The sequence below is a fragment of the Microbispora sp. ATCC PTA-5024 genome (assembly GCF_000511135.2).
GTDB lineage: Bacteria > Actinomycetota > Actinomycetes > Streptosporangiales > Streptosporangiaceae > Microbispora > Microbispora corallina.
Window position 1 is genome coordinate 1,128,389 of the sequence record NZ_KI866523.1, and the last position, 15,507, is coordinate 1,143,895.

The window sequence follows — 15,507 nt, forward strand, 5'->3', positions numbered from 1 at the left end:
CATGCGTTCACGTTCGACCGTTCCTTTCGGCTGGCGGTTGCCGACGAAGTCCGCGACCCGGCGACTTTTCCGGCATTTCGCGCGAGCAGTTCGGCATAGCCATTAGGCGGATTTGCGTGGATAACACCGCTGACGGCTTTTCCGGGAAATCCTTCGTGCCGCCGAACTCGTCACGTTGACAGTCTCGCCCGGCCGCTATCAATGAGTCCAACACATGTTTGTCAGGCCATCTATCGTGATACAAGCTAGATCCATGGAGCTGCAGCAGATGCGATACTTCGTCGCCGTCGCCGAGACGAACAGCTTCACCCGGGCGGCCGAACGGTGCCTGGTCGTCCAGTCCGCGCTCAGCCACCAGATAGCGCGGCTGGAACGGGAACTGGGCGCGAAACTCTTCGAGCGGACCAGCCGCCGGGTGCGCCTCAGCCCGGCGGGCGCCGCGTTCCTGCCCGCCGCCCGGCAGTGCCTGGACGCCGCCGAGCGCGCGGTGGCCGAGGTGGCCGCGGCCGTCGGCGAGGTGCGCGGCCGGCTCGCCGTGGGCCTGATCCCCACCGTCGCGGCGGTCGACATCCCCCGCGCCCTGCGTGAGTTTCACGAGCGGTACCCGTCCGTGCGCATCAGCCTGCGCGTGGGGGCGAGCGAGGAGTTCGTCGAGCAGGTGAAGGAGGGGGCCATCGAAGTGGCCTTCCTCGGGATGCCGACCACGGTGCGCCCCGAAGGCGTGAACGTCCGCGAACTGGCCCGTGACCGGCTCGTCGCCGTGGTCGCGCCGGACCACCCGCTCGCCGAGGAGCCGGCGGTCGACCTTCGCCGGCTCTCCTCGGAGATGTTCGTGGACCTGCCGGCCAAGACGGCCGGACGTGTCCAGTCCGACCAGGCCTTCTCCGCCGCCAGGCTCACCCGCGACGTCGCGTTCGAAGTGACCAACGCGGACTTCCTGGCCCGGCTCGTCGGGCAGGGCCTCGGCGTCGCCATGCTCCCCTCCGCCTACGTGTCCCAGCTCAGCGGCGTGGTCACCGTCGAGGTCACCGACGCGCCGGTCCGCGTCGAATACGTCATCTGGAGCCGCGTCAGCCAGTCGCCCGCGGCGAGCGCCTTCCTCAGCATGCTGGACGTCCACACCCGGAACGGGATGCTCCCGCCGGAAGGGGAATCACGCCTGTCCGTCGAAGAGGCTGGTGACCGAGCCGTGCTCGAAGACCTCGTGGATGGCCCTGGCCAGCAGGGGGGCGATGGACAGCACGGTCAGCTGGGGGAACCGCCTGTCCGCGGGGATCGGCAGCGTGTTGGTGACGATCACCTCGCGGGCGCCTGAGCCGGCCAGCAGGTCGGTCGCCCGGTTGGACAGCACGCCGTGGGTGGCCGCGATGACCACGTCCTCGGCGCCCTCGTCCAGCATCTGGCGGACGGCCTTGGCGATGGTGCCGCCGGTGTCGATCATGTCGTCGATCACCACGCAGGTGCGTCCCCTGACCTCACCCACGACCCGGTTGGCGACGACCTCGTTGGGGCGCAGCGGGTCGCGGGTCTTGTGGATGAACGCGATCGGCCGGCCGCGCAGGTGGTCGGCCCACTTCTCGGCCAGCTTGGTCCGCCCGGCGTCGGGGGAGACCACGGTGATGTCGGCGTCGCCGTACTTGCCGCCGACGTACTCGGCCAGCAGGCTCTGCGCGAACAGGTGGTCGACCGGGCCGTCGAAGAAGCCCTGGATCTGGGCCGTGTGCAGGTCGATGGTCATGATCCGGTCCGCGCCCGCGGTCTTGAACAGGTCGGCGACCAGCCGGGCCGAGATCGGCTCCCGGCCGCGGTGCTTCTTGTCCTGCCGCGAGTAGGCGTAGAACGGCATGATCACGGTGATCCGCTCGGCGCTGGCGCGTTTCAGCGCGTCCACCATGAGCAGCTGTTCCATGAGCCACTTGTTGATCGGCGCGCAGTGGCTCTGGATGACGAACGCGTCGCTGCCGCGCACCGACTCCTCGAACCTGACGAAGATCTCGCCGTTGGCGAAGTCGTACACCGACTGGGGTGTCAGCGTCACGTCCAGGTGCTTGGCCACCTCCTCGGCCAACTCGGGGTGGCTGCGCCCGGCGAACAGCATGAGGTTCTTGGTGTCCGCGGGCATCAGCCCCCCACCTCCTTGCGGTACCGGGCGTGCGCCGCGGCGAGCCGCCCGCCGACCTCGGCCGTGCTGATCAGCACCGCCATGTTGGCCCTGGACGAGCGGCCCTGCGTGGCCGCGTCCACCGCGCGCATGAGGTACTTCGTGATGGCCTGACCCCGGACGCCGTCCCGCTCGGCGGCCGCGGTGGCCTCGGCGATGGCGGCGTCGACCTCGTCGCTGTCGATCGCCTCCTCCGGTCTGACCGGCGTGGTGATCAGGAACGAGCTGTGGTTGCCCAGCGCCCAGTGGTTCTCGATCGCCCGGGCGATCACGTCGTCGTCGTCGAGCCGCATCGGGCTGCGGAACCCGCTGGAGACGCAGTAGAAGGCCGGGAAGTCGTCGGACCGGTACGAGACGACCGGCACGCACTGGGTCTCCAGGTACTCCAGGGTCAGGCCGAGGTCGAGGATCTTCTTCGCGCCCGCGGACACCACGGCGACCTTCGACCGTGTGAACTGGATCAGGTCGGAGGACACATCCATGCTGGTCTCCGCGCCCCGGTGGACGCCGCCGATCCCGGCGGAGGAGAAGAACGGGATGCCCGCGAGCTCGGCCGCCACCAGGCAGGAGGCGACCGTCAGCGCGCCCATCCGGCCCTGTGCCAGGACCACCGGCATGTCCCTGCTGCTGACCTTGGGGATGTCCGGCGTCGAGGCGAACCGCTCGATGTCGGCGTCGGTCATGCCGACGACGATCTTGCCGCTCTCGATGGCGATCGTCGCCGGGACCGACCCGCCCGCCCGGACGGCCTCCTCGACCTTCCGGGCGGTGGCGGCGTTCTCCGGGTACGGCAGGCCGTGAGTGATGACGTTGGACTCCAGCGCCACCACCGGGAGGCCCTCGTGGATCGCGTCGGCCACCTCGGCACTGAAGACGAGCGGGATGCTCTCGTGCGGGTAGGCGCTCATCGTCGTCACCGCCATCGCCTCAGTTGGCCTCGGGGCCGTAGTCCGGCAGCTTGCTGAGGATGTCCCTGCGGTCGACGATCTCGGGGAAGTAGACCTTCTCGTTCCAGACCTCCTTGTCGATCGGCTCGAAGGCGATCGACACCGCGCCCTCGTCGCAGCCGAAGGCGTCGGTCAGCGCCCTGGTCACGGCCGAGACGAGCTCGGACTTCTGCTCGTCGGTGAGCGGCACCGGGAAGTGCTTGATGTTGACGTGTGGCATGACGGTTTCCTCCTGGGTGTCGAGGCGCCGGCGGACGGCGGTTGCGAGCTCGTCGATGTCCGGTGCTTTGAGCAGCGAGTAGTGGTCGGCCTGAAGCTCGACGACGGTCGGCGCCGACCTCGAATAGCCGCGGCTGCCGTCCAGGAACGAGTAGTCGTCTCCCCGCGCCTTGAAGACGGTGATGGGCGCGGCGATCCGTCGTTCGCTCAGCTCGCGGAACGTGTAGCTGAACTCGAACGTCGTGGCCACGATCCGCATGATCCGGCGGACCAGGTCGACGTCGAGGTTCGCGACGTTCTCGCTGATGAAGGCGGCGAAGCTCTCGTCGTCCTCGGCCGCGGCGAGGCACCGGTCGAGCAGGGGACCACTGGTCGTGCCCGCGAAGACCGAAAAGAGGATCGTCACGTACGCCTTGCTGGCGTAGCCGGCGACCCGTTCCTGCTGCTCGCCGTCCGAGCTCACCCTGGGCGAGCCGGGGGCGATCAGGAAGAGGTGGTCGACCCGCTCACCCCGCTGCTCCAGCTGGTAGGCGGTCTCGAAGGCGACCCGCGCGCCGAAGGAGTAGCCCCACAACGTGTACGGGCCCTCCGGCTGCACCTGCACGATGGCCTCGACGTCCTCGGCCGCCATGTCCCTGATCGTCGGGTGGGGGACCTCGCCCTCGTTGACGCCCTGTGCCTGCACCCCGTAGAACGGCCTGTCCGTGCCCATCGTCCCGGCCAGCAGCCGCAGGTTCATCGGGTAGCCGCCGAGGCCGGGCCAGCAGTAGATCGGCCTGCCCGGCCCCGCGGGCTGCAGTGGAACCAGCCGGGAGGTCTCCTCCACGTCCACCCCGGACACCCGCCGGGCCAGCGCCTCGACGGTGGGGGACTGGAACAACGCCTGTGACGGCAGCGACGCCCCCAGCTCCCGGTTGATCTTGTTGATCAGCCCGATCGCGATCACGGAGTTGCCGCCGGAGACGAAGAAGTCGTCCTGCACCGAGACGGTCTCCCGCTTCATCAGCTTCTTCCACATCTCGGCGATGCGGCGTTCGACGGTGGTGCGGGGCGCGATGAAGGGGCGGTCGTCCCTGCCCACGTCGGTCCGGTCGGACGCGACGAGCGCGGCGGCGTCGATCTTGCCGTTGGCGGTGGTCGGCAGCTCGTCGAAGATCACGACCTTGTTGGGGATCATGTACTCCGGCAGGAGTTTGATCAGGTCGTCCCTGATCATCTCCACCGGGCCCCGCATGTGCACGGAGTCTTCCTTCATGCCCTCGTGCCGCCGCTGTTCGTCGCTCACCCGGCCGCCCACGAAGAAGTACGACGGACCGGTGGGCCTGCCGAGGTCGCGCAGGACGGCGTCGATCCGTCGGGCGGAGGGCAGGTCGTCGCCGGTCTTCGAGCTGTACCCGGACGACATGAACCCGAAGTCGAGGTCGTTCATCGACAGGCGCTGGAGCGCGCGGCCCAGGTCGACGTACCGCCGCCACTCCCGGTCGGTCCGGCTGACCAGCGAGATCCCGATGTTCGCCCGGTCGTACACCGCCTGGTTGATGGCGATGACCTGCTTGCGCAGGATGAGCTCGGGGGAGATCGGCACGAGCCGGCCGCCTTCGTAGGCGTACTGGCCGGCCGGCAGGTCGGCGACCTTCCCGGGGTGGGCCTGGACGTACACGTCGACCTCGTCCGGGCGCGGCCCGGCGTACGGGACCAGCTCGAACGTGCCGATGTAGTGGTCCTCGCCGGCCACCTCCAGGTCGTCCTTCACGGCCGGCGCGTACTCCCGGTCGGCGATGTCGAGACCGTACGCCGGCAGGATCTCCTCGAACAGGCCGACCATGTGCCCGGCCTCGATCTCCAGCACTTCCTGGATGTTGTTCTTGTAGACCGGCTCGATCGCCCGCCTCTTGCCGATGAAGTGCAGCTTCACCGCCGGCCCGGCCGCGCCGGCCGCCTCGGTGATCAGCACCAGCCGGTGGTCGACCGGGTGGTAGTAGTACGTCCCCGGCGGGAGGTCGCCGATCCCCGTGATCTCCAGGTACAGCTGGGTGGCGTACAGCGCGCCGGGCGAGGCGTACGCGTACTTCGGCAGCAGTCGTTCCGAGCTCAGGTGCTGCCCGAAGTGGCGCAGGATCCGGCCCAGCTCGCCGACGCCGACCTCGGCCAGGCCGCGCGAGCCGACGCCGGAGACCTGCTGCTCGGCCCGCCGTTCGAGGAGCCGGAGGATGTCGGCCTTGGTGACCTCGCCGCCCTCGTAGAACCGGTAGGTCTTGCGCGCGAACGCCTGCCGCCGCTGCGCCTCCGTGGCCGTCTTCCCCGGCAGGTCGACCACGGGCCTGCCGGCCAGGTCCTCGTCGTCCCGGACCCCGGGGTTGGACAGCTGCGCCCTGACCTGGAGTCTGCTCTCCTTGGACTGGTGGTGCGCGCCGTGGTTGCCCTGGTCCATCAGGGCCGCTTCCCTGGGGTTCAGCTCGACGCAGGCGATGAGGTTCTGGAAGCCGCTGTGCTGGTCGTTCTTCACGATGACCGCGGCGTGCTTGACCCAGTCGTGAGCCTCGATCGCGAGCTTGATCTCGTCGAGCTCGACCCGGAAGCCGCGCAGTTTCACCTGGTTGTCCGCCCGGCCGACGAACTGCACCGTGCCGTCGGCGTTCCGGTAGGCGAGGTCGCCGGTCTTGAACAGCCTGCCCTCGCCGAACCGGTTCTCCACGAACCGCTCCGCCGTCAGCTCGGGCCGGTGCAGGTAGCCGCGGGCGACCTGGACGCCCCCGATGTACAGCTCCCCGACCTCGCCGACGGCCACCTCGGACATGTCGCGGTCGAGGAGGTGGTACTCCGTGTGGTCGACCGGGGCGCCGATCGAGATCGCGTTCGGGGCCTCGCCGACGGTGGCGCGGTCGACGGTGTACGCCGACGAGTTGATCGTGCACTCGGTCGGCCCGTACAGGTTGATCAGCTCGCACCACGGCAGCGTGTCGAGGCAGGCCTGGGCGAGCCGCCTCGACAGCGCCTCACCACCGGTGAAGATCTGGGTGAGCGACGTGCACGTGTGCAGCTCCTCGGTGTCCAGCAGCGCCTGGAGCAACGTGGGAACGCACTGCAGCATGGTCACGCCATGGGCGTTGATGGTGCGGATCACCTGCTCGGCGTCCCGGTAGATCCCCGGGGTGCCCATCACGACGACCGCTCCGAACGCGGGAGCGAGGATCTCCCACTGCGCCGCGTCGAAGCTCATGGGGGTCTTCTGCAGCAGGACCTTCTCGGGGTTCAGCCCGTACGCCGCCGCGAGCCAGCGCATCTGGCTGACGATGCTGCGGTGCTCGATCATCACGCCCTTCGGCCTGCCGGTGCTGCCGGAGGTGTAGATGACGTACGCCAGGTCGTCCGGGGCGGGGCGGGTGCCGGCCGGGGCGAAGCCTTCGGCGTCCTCCAGGGTGACGATCGTCGTGCCCTCGGGTGCGAGCGCCCTGAGCCGGCTCACGAGCTCGTTCTGCGTCACCACGACCGCGGCGCCGGAGTCCTCGATCATGTAGCGGAGCCGCTCCTCCGGGTACTCCGGTGACAGCGGCAGGTAGGCGCCGCCCGCGAGCAGGATTCCCCAGGCGCCGATCATCAGGTCCATCGACGGCTCGACGAACAGGCCGACGCAGTCGTCGGCGGCCACGCCGAGGTGTTCGAGGCAACCGGAGAGCTCGGAGCTGCGCCGGACGAGCTCACGGTAGGTCAGGTGCTGTTCGCCGTACACGACGGCCGTGTCGTCCGGCCGCAGCCGGGCTTCCTCCTGAAGGAAGTCAGGAAGACAGGTGGGCGCGAACGGGTTCCGTCTCGCCTCAATGAGCGGTTTCACTTGTCCCCCCATACGTGGCAATCGGTCGATCTTTCGGGAACGGCGACCGGTTCACGCCCGGCTCGGCACCCCGGGACGGACCCGCTCCACCCCGGGACGGACCCGCTCCACCCCGGGACGGACCCGCTCCACGCCGCGCGGAACGGGCGACAGGGCGGGATCAGGTGGAGGAATCGCGGGCGGTCACTCCGGCGAATTCAGGGCGAGGCCGTGGCGCAACGCGGTGGCGATCTCGATCACCCTGCGGGTCTGGTAGGCGATCGCGCCCAGGTTGTCCTCGGTGACGTTCTCGGCGAGCCGCCCGGGGACCGCCTTCGCGCCGGAGACCGAGCTCACCCCGTAGGGGTTGCCGTTGCTCGGCGCGAGCTGGATGTCGTCGGCGACGCCCGGCGCCACGATGATCGCGCCCCAGTGGTAGAAGACGTTGTTGAGCGACAGGATCGTGCTCTCCTGCCCGCCATGCGGGGAGCCGGTCGAGGTGAACGACGACATGACCTTGTTGACCAGCCCGCGGCGGGCGTGCAGGGGCCAGGCCAGGTCGATGAAGTGCTTGAGCGGCGCGGCGATGAGACCGAAACGACCGGGGCTGCCCCACAGGACCGCGTCCGCCCAGTCGAGGTCGTCGATGCCGGCGGCCGGGATGTCCCTGACCGACTCGGCGTGCTCCGACCACGCCTGCGTCCATTCGGTGAACTCCGGCGCCAGTGACGCGTCGACGTACTCGGGCACGCGGCGCAGGCGCGTCTCCGCGCCGGCCTTCTCGGCCGCCTCGGCCGCGGCCGTGGCGAGCTTGTGGACGTTGCCGGTTCCGGAGTAGTAGACGATGGCGACTTTGGTGACGCTGCCGGCGTCTGGGGTGGCCATGGGTCGTTGTGCTCCTTCGGGCGTTGTGTACGGTCGGGACGCGGGTCAGGCCTGGCTGTCCTTCATGCGGCGGCGCGGGTCACGACACCAGGTCGGTCCCGAAGAACCGGTCGCCGAAGTCGCCGATGCCGGGCAGCATGTAGGCGTTCTCGTTCAGCCGTTCCTCAATGGACGACGTGACCATCCGCACGCTCGGATAGCGCTCGCGAACGGCCGCGATGCCCTCCGGTGCCGAGAGCACGTTGATGAACACGATGTGTTCCTCCGGCACGCCCTCTCCGAGCAGGACCTCGATCGCGGCCAGCGCGGTGCCGCCGGTGGCGAGCATGGGGTCGAGCAGCAGCACGTGGCGGCGGGCGATGTCCAGCGGCAGCTTCGCGTAGTACAGGTGCGGAAGCTTCGTCACCGTGTCGCGCTGGATCAGGATCTTGCCGATCCGGACGTCCGGCGCCAGCGCCCGCAGCTCCGCCTCCATGCTCTCGCCGGCTCGGGCGACGGCCACGCCGCAGATCTGCGGACCGACCCGCAGGCCGTGGTAGGTCCGTCCGACCGGGGTCTGCACGTCGTACGGCTCGAACGGCAGCAGTTCCAGGCCGGCCTCGATCAGCTTGCGAATGATCCGGCCCGCGTTCAGGACGAAGTCGTCGCGCTTCGCGTGCCGGTCGCGGACGATCGTGTGCAGCGCGCGCAGGTAACTGGTCTGCGGCAGCAGGTGCACCGCGTCCTCGACTGATGTGGTCGTGTCGGTCATCCCGCTCACCTCCGCGCGCCGTCGGGGGCGGTCCGGGCGAAGGCCGCGCGCGCCTCCGCGACGAACGTGCGCACCTTCAGCCGGTCCTTCCGCCGGGTGACCGGGTCCTCCAGGCCGGTGTGGGCGTCCACGGCGGCGGGGCGGACCTGCTCGATCGCCTCCGCGACGTTCTCCGGGTTCAGCCCGCCGGCCAGCATCAGCGGCCGCGGCGAGATCCGCACCAGTTCGGCGCTGATGCCCCAGTCGTGCACCAGGCCCGTCGCGCCCTTGGCGCCGGTCGCCGGGTTGAAGCTGTCGGTGATGAACATGTCCACCCATTCGGCGGAGTCCGCGACGATCGTGGACAGCTCGTCGATGTTGTCCGCCTTCACCACCAGGCTTTTCAGGACGTACAGGTCGGGGGCGAGGCCGCGCAGCCTGCGCAGCTCGGCGGGCGTCACGTCGCCGTGCAACTGGATGGCGCCGACGCCCATCTCGGTGCAGAACGCCGCGATCTCGTCGGCATCGGTCAGATATGTGATGATGACGCCCTTGTGCTCCGGCTGGATCTCCTTGATGATCGCTGCCGCGTCCGCCTCGGAGAGGTCCTCGTTCTTCGCGGGGAGCCGCAGCGCGAAGCCCAGCCAGTCGGCGCCCTCCTCGATGATCAGGTTCGCCTCGGCCTGGTCGATGATTCCCGCAACCTGGATCAAACCGTGCATGGTGATCTCCCTCTTGTGACAGCTGTTCACCGCGGCCGTTCGCGGCGGGGCGGCCGGACGGCGCGCGGGTCCAGCCCGGCTCCGGCAGGCGGAACCGCGCCGGTGTCCCGGTGACACCCGGAGACGTGGTGGTGTGCGGAGCCGAGCGAGCCGTCAGGACGGGCTCGCCGAACGGGAACGCCGGCGGCCTCCTCGTCCGCTCACGTTCTCGCCGGGCTACCCGGCCTGCTTGAGCTCGTTCACGACGAGTTCCGCGACGGGGGCGGCCGACGCCGGGTTCTGACCCGTGATCACACGGCCGTCGTTCTCGGTGTGGCAGACGTAGTTCGGCGCCTTGGTGTGGAGGGCGCCGCGTTCCTTCAGGCGGTCCTCCAGGAGGAAGGGCATGACGTGGACCAGGCCCAGGGACTGCTCCTCCTCGTTGGTGAAGGAGGCCACCCTCCTCCCGTCCACCAGGTAGGAGCCGTCCGACAGCCGGAGGTTGACGAGAGCGGCCGGGCCGTGGCAGACGGCCGAGACGACGCCTCCGCGCTCGTAGATCTCGACGGCGAGCCGGGCGAGGTCCGGCGACTCCGGGAAGTCCCACATCGCTCCGTGGCCGCCGACGTAGAAGATCGCCGAGTAGTCGCCCGACGCCACCTGCGCGGCCGGCCGGGTCGCCGCGAGCTTCGCCCGCACGGTCTCGTCGGCGAGGAAGCCGACCACGTCCGGGTCGTTCTCCTCCCCGTCGAAGATCACGGCCGGCGGTTCGCCGCCCCGCACGGACACGAAGTCCACCTCGTGACCCGCGGAGGTGAAGACGTGGTAGGGATGGGCGGCCTCCGAAACGCTGTAGCCCGTCCTGTTGCCGGTGTCCCCCAGAACGTCATGGCTGCTGACCGCGAGCAGTATCTTGGCCACTTCTCCTCCTGCTGTCACTTCGTCGGCCGATCGTGCACCTGCGTGTCGGTGGATGCGGGTAAACGTGGGCGCGGCCCGTGAACGTCGTGCTCGCCGAAAGGGCCGCGCCCACGAAGCGGGCCTACGGTGCGACTGCGGTCAGGGCCTGTGGATGAACTCGTTGACCAGCTTCACGAACTCGACGGGCTTCTCGAAGAGCACCATGTGGCCGCTGTCGACCTCGACGTAGGAGGAGTTCGGAATCGCGGCGTGGAGCTGCCGTGAGTGCTCCGTGGGGACCGCGGCGTCCGGGTAGGGGGCGACCACGAGAGTCTCCGCCTCGACCTTCTCGACGAGACCCCGGATGTCGACGCGCACGAGAAGCTCCAGCTGACGGATCCTGCCCCGCGACGGGCTGAGCTCCGCGCCGAGCTTGTCGACCTCCTCCAGGCTGTCGAGGCTGTTGACGTACTTCGGGCTGAACGCGGTCGTGGTCAGGACCCGCCCGAACGCGACCGGGTTGTCGGAGAGGCTCAGCGTCAGGCCGATCAGGTTCCGCATGTACTGGTCGGTCTCCACCAGGCCGCCCACCGGAATCAGCCTGCGGATCTGCTCGGGGTGCAGGGCCGCCGTGGCCGCCACGACCGCCCCGCCGAGGGAGAAGCCCACCAGGTCGACCTGCTCGGTGCCGTAGTCGGAGATCACGGCGGAGACTTCCTCGGCCAGCCCCTCGACGGTCAGGTCGCCGCCGTCGTCCTCGGCCGCCTCGCTACCGGACAGCTCGGGCACGATCACCGTGTTGCGCTCGGCGAACTGGTCGACGAGATGACCGAATGCGCTCTGCCCGCCCTTGCCGACGCCGTGCACCAGCACCAGGACCGGACCCGACCCGGTAACCGTGTACTCCACGCGTGCGTTTCCCACCGACACCGTAGGCATGACTGACCATCTCCTTCTGAGTCGTGAGGTGATTTCCGGTCCCGCACTATCCGCATAACAACCGTCTGTTATGCGGACAGGACAATTCCCGGGCAGCCGGACAGTCCTGCGAAGTCGACAGGTATTGGTCGTCTCCTCCGCAACGAGTCTCGCATCCGATAAAGGAGCATAAGGAGGGATTTGCCGTACTAACAAGGTGTACAAACAAACGCTGATGCTGCTGGTTGAACAGGCATCCGTGCCGCATATTGGGACACGGGGATACGACGCGGCGGCCCGGTGGGGAGCCACGCCGACGTGGAAAGACGAGCCCTCGGCGCACGCCGGCGGCGCCGGATCAGTGCGAGCGCGGGGACGGGTGCGGGGGCGGTTCAGGACCGGCCGCCGGCCCGCACAGGCGCCACGTCGCCGTTGTGCAACTGCTGAATCTCAGCGGTTGCACAGGGCGCCGGCGGTCACCCGCTCACGCTCTCTGGCGCGCCGCCCTGCGTCTGAGGTCTTCGGCGAACTCCGCCCAGGCCGCGGCGTTCTCCTTGGCCGCCTGGCTGACCAGTTCGACGCAGCGCTCCGGGACGGCCTCGATCAACTGCTGCCGGTTCGACGGAAGCGACGCGCTCGCGCTGAGAATGCGGAGGAGGAGGCGGCCGTCCTCCACGGATCGCAGTGCCGGGTCCTTGATCAGCGTGTGCAACGGCGACGTCCGGCACCGGCCGCCTCCCGATCCGGACGGCCGGGACGCGCCCGGGTCGGACGTGGTCTCCGGGAGCGGGGCATCCGACAGGTCCGGCTGTTCCCCCGGCGTCGCCTCCGGCCGCTCGTCGGCGCGCCGCATCGAATCCGGCAGGGGACCCTCGCCGCGTCTGAGACGGTTTCGGACGTCCCGGACCGTGCCCGGTGAGATCCCCGCCTGCTGCGCGATCCACCGCAGCGAGGCGTCGGGCTCTTTCGCGATCAGCTCGGCCGCCCTGATCCGGCCGGCCGAACCGTCGAGCGGACGGATGCGGCCGTCGCTCCCCAGCCGGACCGTCGACTGGGCACTCCCGGAGAGCACGGCGCGGCGGATGTCGCCGACCATCCGGGCGGACAGCCCCGCGATCCCGGCGATCATGCGGTCGGACCAGTGCGGATGCGACCGGACGATCCGCTCGGCGGCCCTGGCCCGATCGGCGGCCGACAGCGGCAGGCCGTGCGCGCTGTTCTCCCTGACGGCGATCACGAAGGCGTCGTGCTCGTCGCCGTCGAAGAACCGCACGCGGATATTCGCGTCACCGCGCGAGGCCGCGGCCCGCAGCCGGTGCATCCCGTCCACGACCCGCATCGTGGGACGGTGCACGATCAGCGGGGGCAGCACGGTCTCCAGGCTGGACAGCAGCCGTACGTGCTGCGGGTCCTCTCCCATGATGCGCGGCGTGTCCGCCGAGAGCAGGGAGTGAAGGGGAACGATCTCAACCTCGGAGAGCCTGGAGTGGTAGTCCTCGCCACGTTCCTTTCCTCTCGGGCTGGACACGTCGGGCGACTCCATCGCTGTCCACGCAGCCAAGGTTCTTCCCCCTCATGAACCGACATGATTATGAATTACATGAGCACGTCGCGATCTCTTGACCCCGCATATGACCGGCTCGACCCGACTGAATGGTCGAATGAATTGCCGTTCGGCCTTTCTTTCATCGCAATGACCCCGTCATGCCGGGTAACGCGTCACATCCCACTGCGCGTCGGAAAACGCCGCGGTAGCCCACTCCCGCACTCCAGGTGTCGACTGGTGATGAACGCGGTACGCATAGTGGTCGGTTGGTTGGCTGCCAAGAGATGATTTGATAATCGGTACAACGGTTTGTCAACCTCTGAAGTCCCCTAGGCCGCCTAACGTACGACATATGAATTGTCAACCCCTGGAGCCCGCGGGCGGTCCGTAACATCGGATTTGTGTTTCCGCCTATCGACGGACCGGGCAGCCGTGCGAAGGGTGGCGCGAGAAGATGTCCGGCGGCGAGGACCGGAGGCCGTATGTCTGCCCGCTGTTCGCTCGGTCGTTCTTCACCTGTCCGGGCACGACAAGCCGCACGCCGAATGATCCCGTGGAGCGTAGGGGTTCCCCGCTTCGGAAACTTCCCACACTGAGCCAGCACCCCTGGCCGGTTCTTCACGCACCGGTGGGGGTCGCCCGGCCCGTCAGGTGCGGGAGCGTTCGAGCTCGCGCCGGTACGCGTCCAGGACGAGCCCGTGGAAGTGATGGACCGCGTGCTCCGACAGCCCCGACCCGTCGGGATCGTAGACGATCTTTCCTTGGGTGAACGCAGGGGTGCGCATGCCGCGCTGGACGCTCTCCACCAGGGCGATGTCCTCCACCTGGAGGACCTCGTCGATGTACCGGATGCCGTCCAGTTCGGCCTCGTCGGGTTCCGTGGTCTCCAGATAGAAGTCCCAGATCTCGCGGGTCCGCTCCGGGCCGTCCGGGATGATCTGCAGGACCATGAAGTTGCCGCGGCCGGGATAGCGCAGCAGGCACGTGTTGGGCCACAGCCACCAGACCGCGTGCTCGGTGACCGTCGCGCCGGACACGTCGTAGGCGGAGTTCTCCGTCTTCCCGGCCTGCGCCATGTGGCTGGAGTAGATCCCGTACGTGGTGACCTTGTAGGTGCTCATGTCGACCAGGGACACGAAGTCCTTGTGCGCCACGTGGCAGTGGTAGCACTCCAGGAAGTTGTCGACGACGTTCTTCCAGTTGGAGGCGATGTCGTAGGTGAGCCGACGGGCGAGGGTCAGCTTGGCGACGTCCGGCGCCCGCGCCTCGATCTCCGCCTCGAGGTTCCCGGCCTGCTCCCGCAGAGGGGCCGCGGCGGGGTCGAGGTTGACGTAGACCATTCCACCGAACTCGGCGACCTGGATCTGGTCCAGGCACACCCCGGAGGTGTGGAAGCCGGGCATCTGGCCGGTGTTGCGCGCCCGCCTCAACCGGCCGGTCAGGTCGAAGTTCCAGGCGTGGTACGGGCACACGATGCTGCGCCGGACGCCGGAACCGGACAGCAGTTCGTGCGCCCGGTGCTTGCACACGTTGTAGAACGCCCGCAGCGTGCCGGCCTCGTCCCGGACGGCCACGATCGGCATGCCGGCCACCGTGCCCGTCACGTAGCCGCCGGGTTCCCGCAGCTTCTCCACGTGGCACAGCCACTGCCAGGTCCGGGCGAAGATCGCCCGCTGGTCGACGTCGAACCATGCCGGATCCGTGTAGGCGTCGGCGTGCAACGACATCGACAGTGCGGGGTCGGGGTGATAGCCGGCCGATATGTGCTCGAATGCGGGGATCGGATCCGGTGTCACCGTACCTCCAGGGCATGCCGTCCGAGCGGGTGTCGCGCGCGACGGCACGGGAGTTCTGTCTGGGCCAGATTGAGGGTAATGATCCTTTTGGTAGGGGTTCAAGCCCTCTGGGCCCTGTATGAGCGTCCTGCCCCACCGACGCGACGCGGCCGGTGTGATGACCAGGCGGCTTCGGCCGGTTTGTTAACGTTCACACACTGTCCGCGGGTCGAGCTCCTCTCCATCGGGGGTGGTGGAGGTGGTGTGGGGCGGAGCACACACGAGGGACGGAGCCGCTGTCAAGGGCCCTCATATGAGGTGGCATCCGCCGCGCGGGCTCTGAGCGTGGCCGATCTGGCCATGACGCGACAGCCTCACCGGGCAGCGTGGTCGCCTGTGCTGAAACTTTCATCCATCGTCGACGGCTGATGCCAGGGATGTAGAAACTTTCGGAACGCCAATCTCGTGCTCTGTATGCAGGTTTCGCGTGTTCTACGAACAACTCAGCCGAAAGTTTCCAGAACGGTTGACAAGTTTCGGGCGGGTTTCCACACTGACTCTCCAAGGCGGTCCCCGCTGCCGGGTGGTGGTGCACGGGCAGCGGGGGCCCCCGTCCACGACGCCTTGGTGGTGTGCGTTCCCGCTGGTGGGACGCGGCGTCAAGCCTGCGGGGGACGCCCCCGCATCCCCCCGTATTCGTGATTCAGTTATGGAGGCTCAGGCATGGGCGCAAACGCCATTGCTTCGCCTGGAACCCGGTGGCGCCGGGCTCTGGTCGCCGGCGCGCTGGGGGCGCTCGGTGTGACGACGGCGCTGACGGTGCCGGTGCCCGCCGACGCCGCGGCCAGCACGCTGGGTGCGGCGGCCGCGCAGAGCGGCCGGTACTTCGGCACCGCGATCAGCTCCAGCAGGCT

General features: G+C 68.8%; 10 protein-coding genes and 2 pseudogenes. 2 read left to right on the forward strand and 10 right to left on the reverse strand.

All coding sequences use genetic code 11. The annotated features are described in order from the left end of the window. Positions 1–268: 268 nt before the first annotated feature. A pseudogene (locus MPTA5024_RS39710) lies at positions 269–1,099 on the forward strand (LysR family transcriptional regulator); the annotation flags it as partial. A gap of 54 nt (positions 1,100–1,153) precedes the next feature. Here MPTA5024_RS39710 and MPTA5024_RS17810 read toward each other — a convergent pair. The 10 genes from MPTA5024_RS17810 to MPTA5024_RS17855 all read right to left on the reverse strand — a co-directional run bounded on the left by MPTA5024_RS17810 (position 1,154) and on the right by MPTA5024_RS17855 (position 14,614). Beyond that, on the reverse strand, positions 1,154–2,122 hold the full coding sequence (locus MPTA5024_RS17810) for a ribose-phosphate diphosphokinase (protein WP_036325182.1): 969 nt from the start codon (positions 2,120–2,122) through the stop codon (positions 1,154–1,156). Next, positions 2,122–3,069 (reverse strand): pseudouridine-5'-phosphate glycosidase, encoded by a 948-nt coding sequence (locus tag MPTA5024_RS17815; protein ID WP_036326617.1) that lies wholly within the window; start codon positions 3,067–3,069, stop codon positions 2,122–2,124. Before MPTA5024_RS17815 ends, MPTA5024_RS17810 begins: the two co-directional genes overlap by 1 nt. Positions 3,070–3,088: 19 nt before the next feature. Beyond that, positions 3,089–7,159 (reverse strand): amino acid adenylation domain-containing protein, encoded by a 4,071-nt coding sequence (locus MPTA5024_RS17820; protein WP_198167209.1) that lies wholly within the window; start codon positions 7,157–7,159, stop codon positions 3,089–3,091. Positions 7,160–7,342: 183 nt separating this feature from the next. Next, on the reverse strand, positions 7,343–8,023 hold the full coding sequence (locus tag MPTA5024_RS17825) for an NAD(P)H-dependent oxidoreductase (RefSeq protein ID WP_036325183.1): 681 nt from the start codon (positions 8,021–8,023) through the stop codon (positions 7,343–7,345). 79 nt (positions 8,024–8,102) lie between these two features. Continuing rightward, a complete protein-coding gene (gene upp, locus MPTA5024_RS17830; protein WP_198167210.1) occupies positions 8,103–8,774 on the reverse strand; it encodes a uracil phosphoribosyltransferase in 672 nt (223 codons plus the stop codon). Positions 8,775–8,779: 5 nt separating this feature from the next. Then, positions 8,780–9,475 (reverse strand): phosphoribosylanthranilate isomerase, encoded by a 696-nt coding sequence (locus MPTA5024_RS17835; protein WP_036325184.1) that lies wholly within the window; start codon positions 9,473–9,475, stop codon positions 8,780–8,782. 216 nt (positions 9,476–9,691) lie between these two features. Next, complete coding sequence (locus MPTA5024_RS17840) at positions 9,692–10,375, reverse strand: type 1 glutamine amidotransferase domain-containing protein (RefSeq protein ID WP_036325185.1); 684 nt, start codon at positions 10,373–10,375, stop codon at positions 9,692–9,694. Positions 10,376–10,513: 138 nt separating this feature from the next. After that, the gene (locus MPTA5024_RS17845; RefSeq protein ID WP_198167211.1) at positions 10,514–11,263 is read right to left on the reverse strand and encodes an alpha/beta fold hydrolase; all 750 of its coding nucleotides are present in this window, start codon (positions 11,261–11,263) and stop codon (positions 10,514–10,516) included. A gap of 493 nt (positions 11,264–11,756) precedes the next feature. Next, positions 11,757–12,833, reverse strand: coding sequence for a ParB/RepB/Spo0J family partition protein (locus MPTA5024_RS17850; RefSeq protein ID WP_198167212.1), 1,077 nt, complete (start codon positions 12,831–12,833; stop codon positions 11,757–11,759). Positions 12,834–13,465: 632 nt separating this feature from the next. Further along, positions 13,466–14,614, reverse strand: a complete 1,149-nt coding sequence (locus MPTA5024_RS17855; RefSeq protein ID WP_036325189.1) for an aromatic ring-hydroxylating oxygenase subunit alpha — start codon at positions 14,612–14,614, stop codon at positions 13,466–13,468. Positions 14,615–15,316: 702 nt separating this feature from the next. Between MPTA5024_RS17855 and MPTA5024_RS42310 the strand changes: the two are divergent. After that, positions 15,317–15,507 (forward strand): annotated as a pseudogene (locus MPTA5024_RS42310) (endo-1,4-beta-xylanase); the annotation flags it as partial.

What these genes read in the sequence shown, in the direction of transcription:
- MPTA5024_RS17810 (WP_036325182.1), bottom strand. Translation starts at nt 2,122, where the DNA reads ATGCCCGCGGACACCAAGAACCTCATGCTGTTCGCCGGGCGCAGCCAC.
- MPTA5024_RS17815 (WP_036326617.1), bottom strand. Translation starts at nt 3,069, where the DNA reads ATGAGCGCCTACCCGCACGAGAGCATCCCGCTCGTCTTCAGTGCCGAG.
- MPTA5024_RS17825 (WP_036325183.1), bottom strand. Translation starts at nt 8,023, where the DNA reads ATGGCCACCCCAGACGCCGGCAGCGTCACCAAAGTCGCCATCGTCTAC.
- upp (WP_198167210.1), bottom strand. Translation starts at nt 8,774, where the DNA reads ATGACCGACACGACCACATCAGTCGAGGACGCGGTGCACCTGCTGCCG.
- MPTA5024_RS17835 (WP_036325184.1), bottom strand. Translation starts at nt 9,475, where the DNA reads ATGCACGGTTTGATCCAGGTTGCGGGAATCATCGACCAGGCCGAGGCG.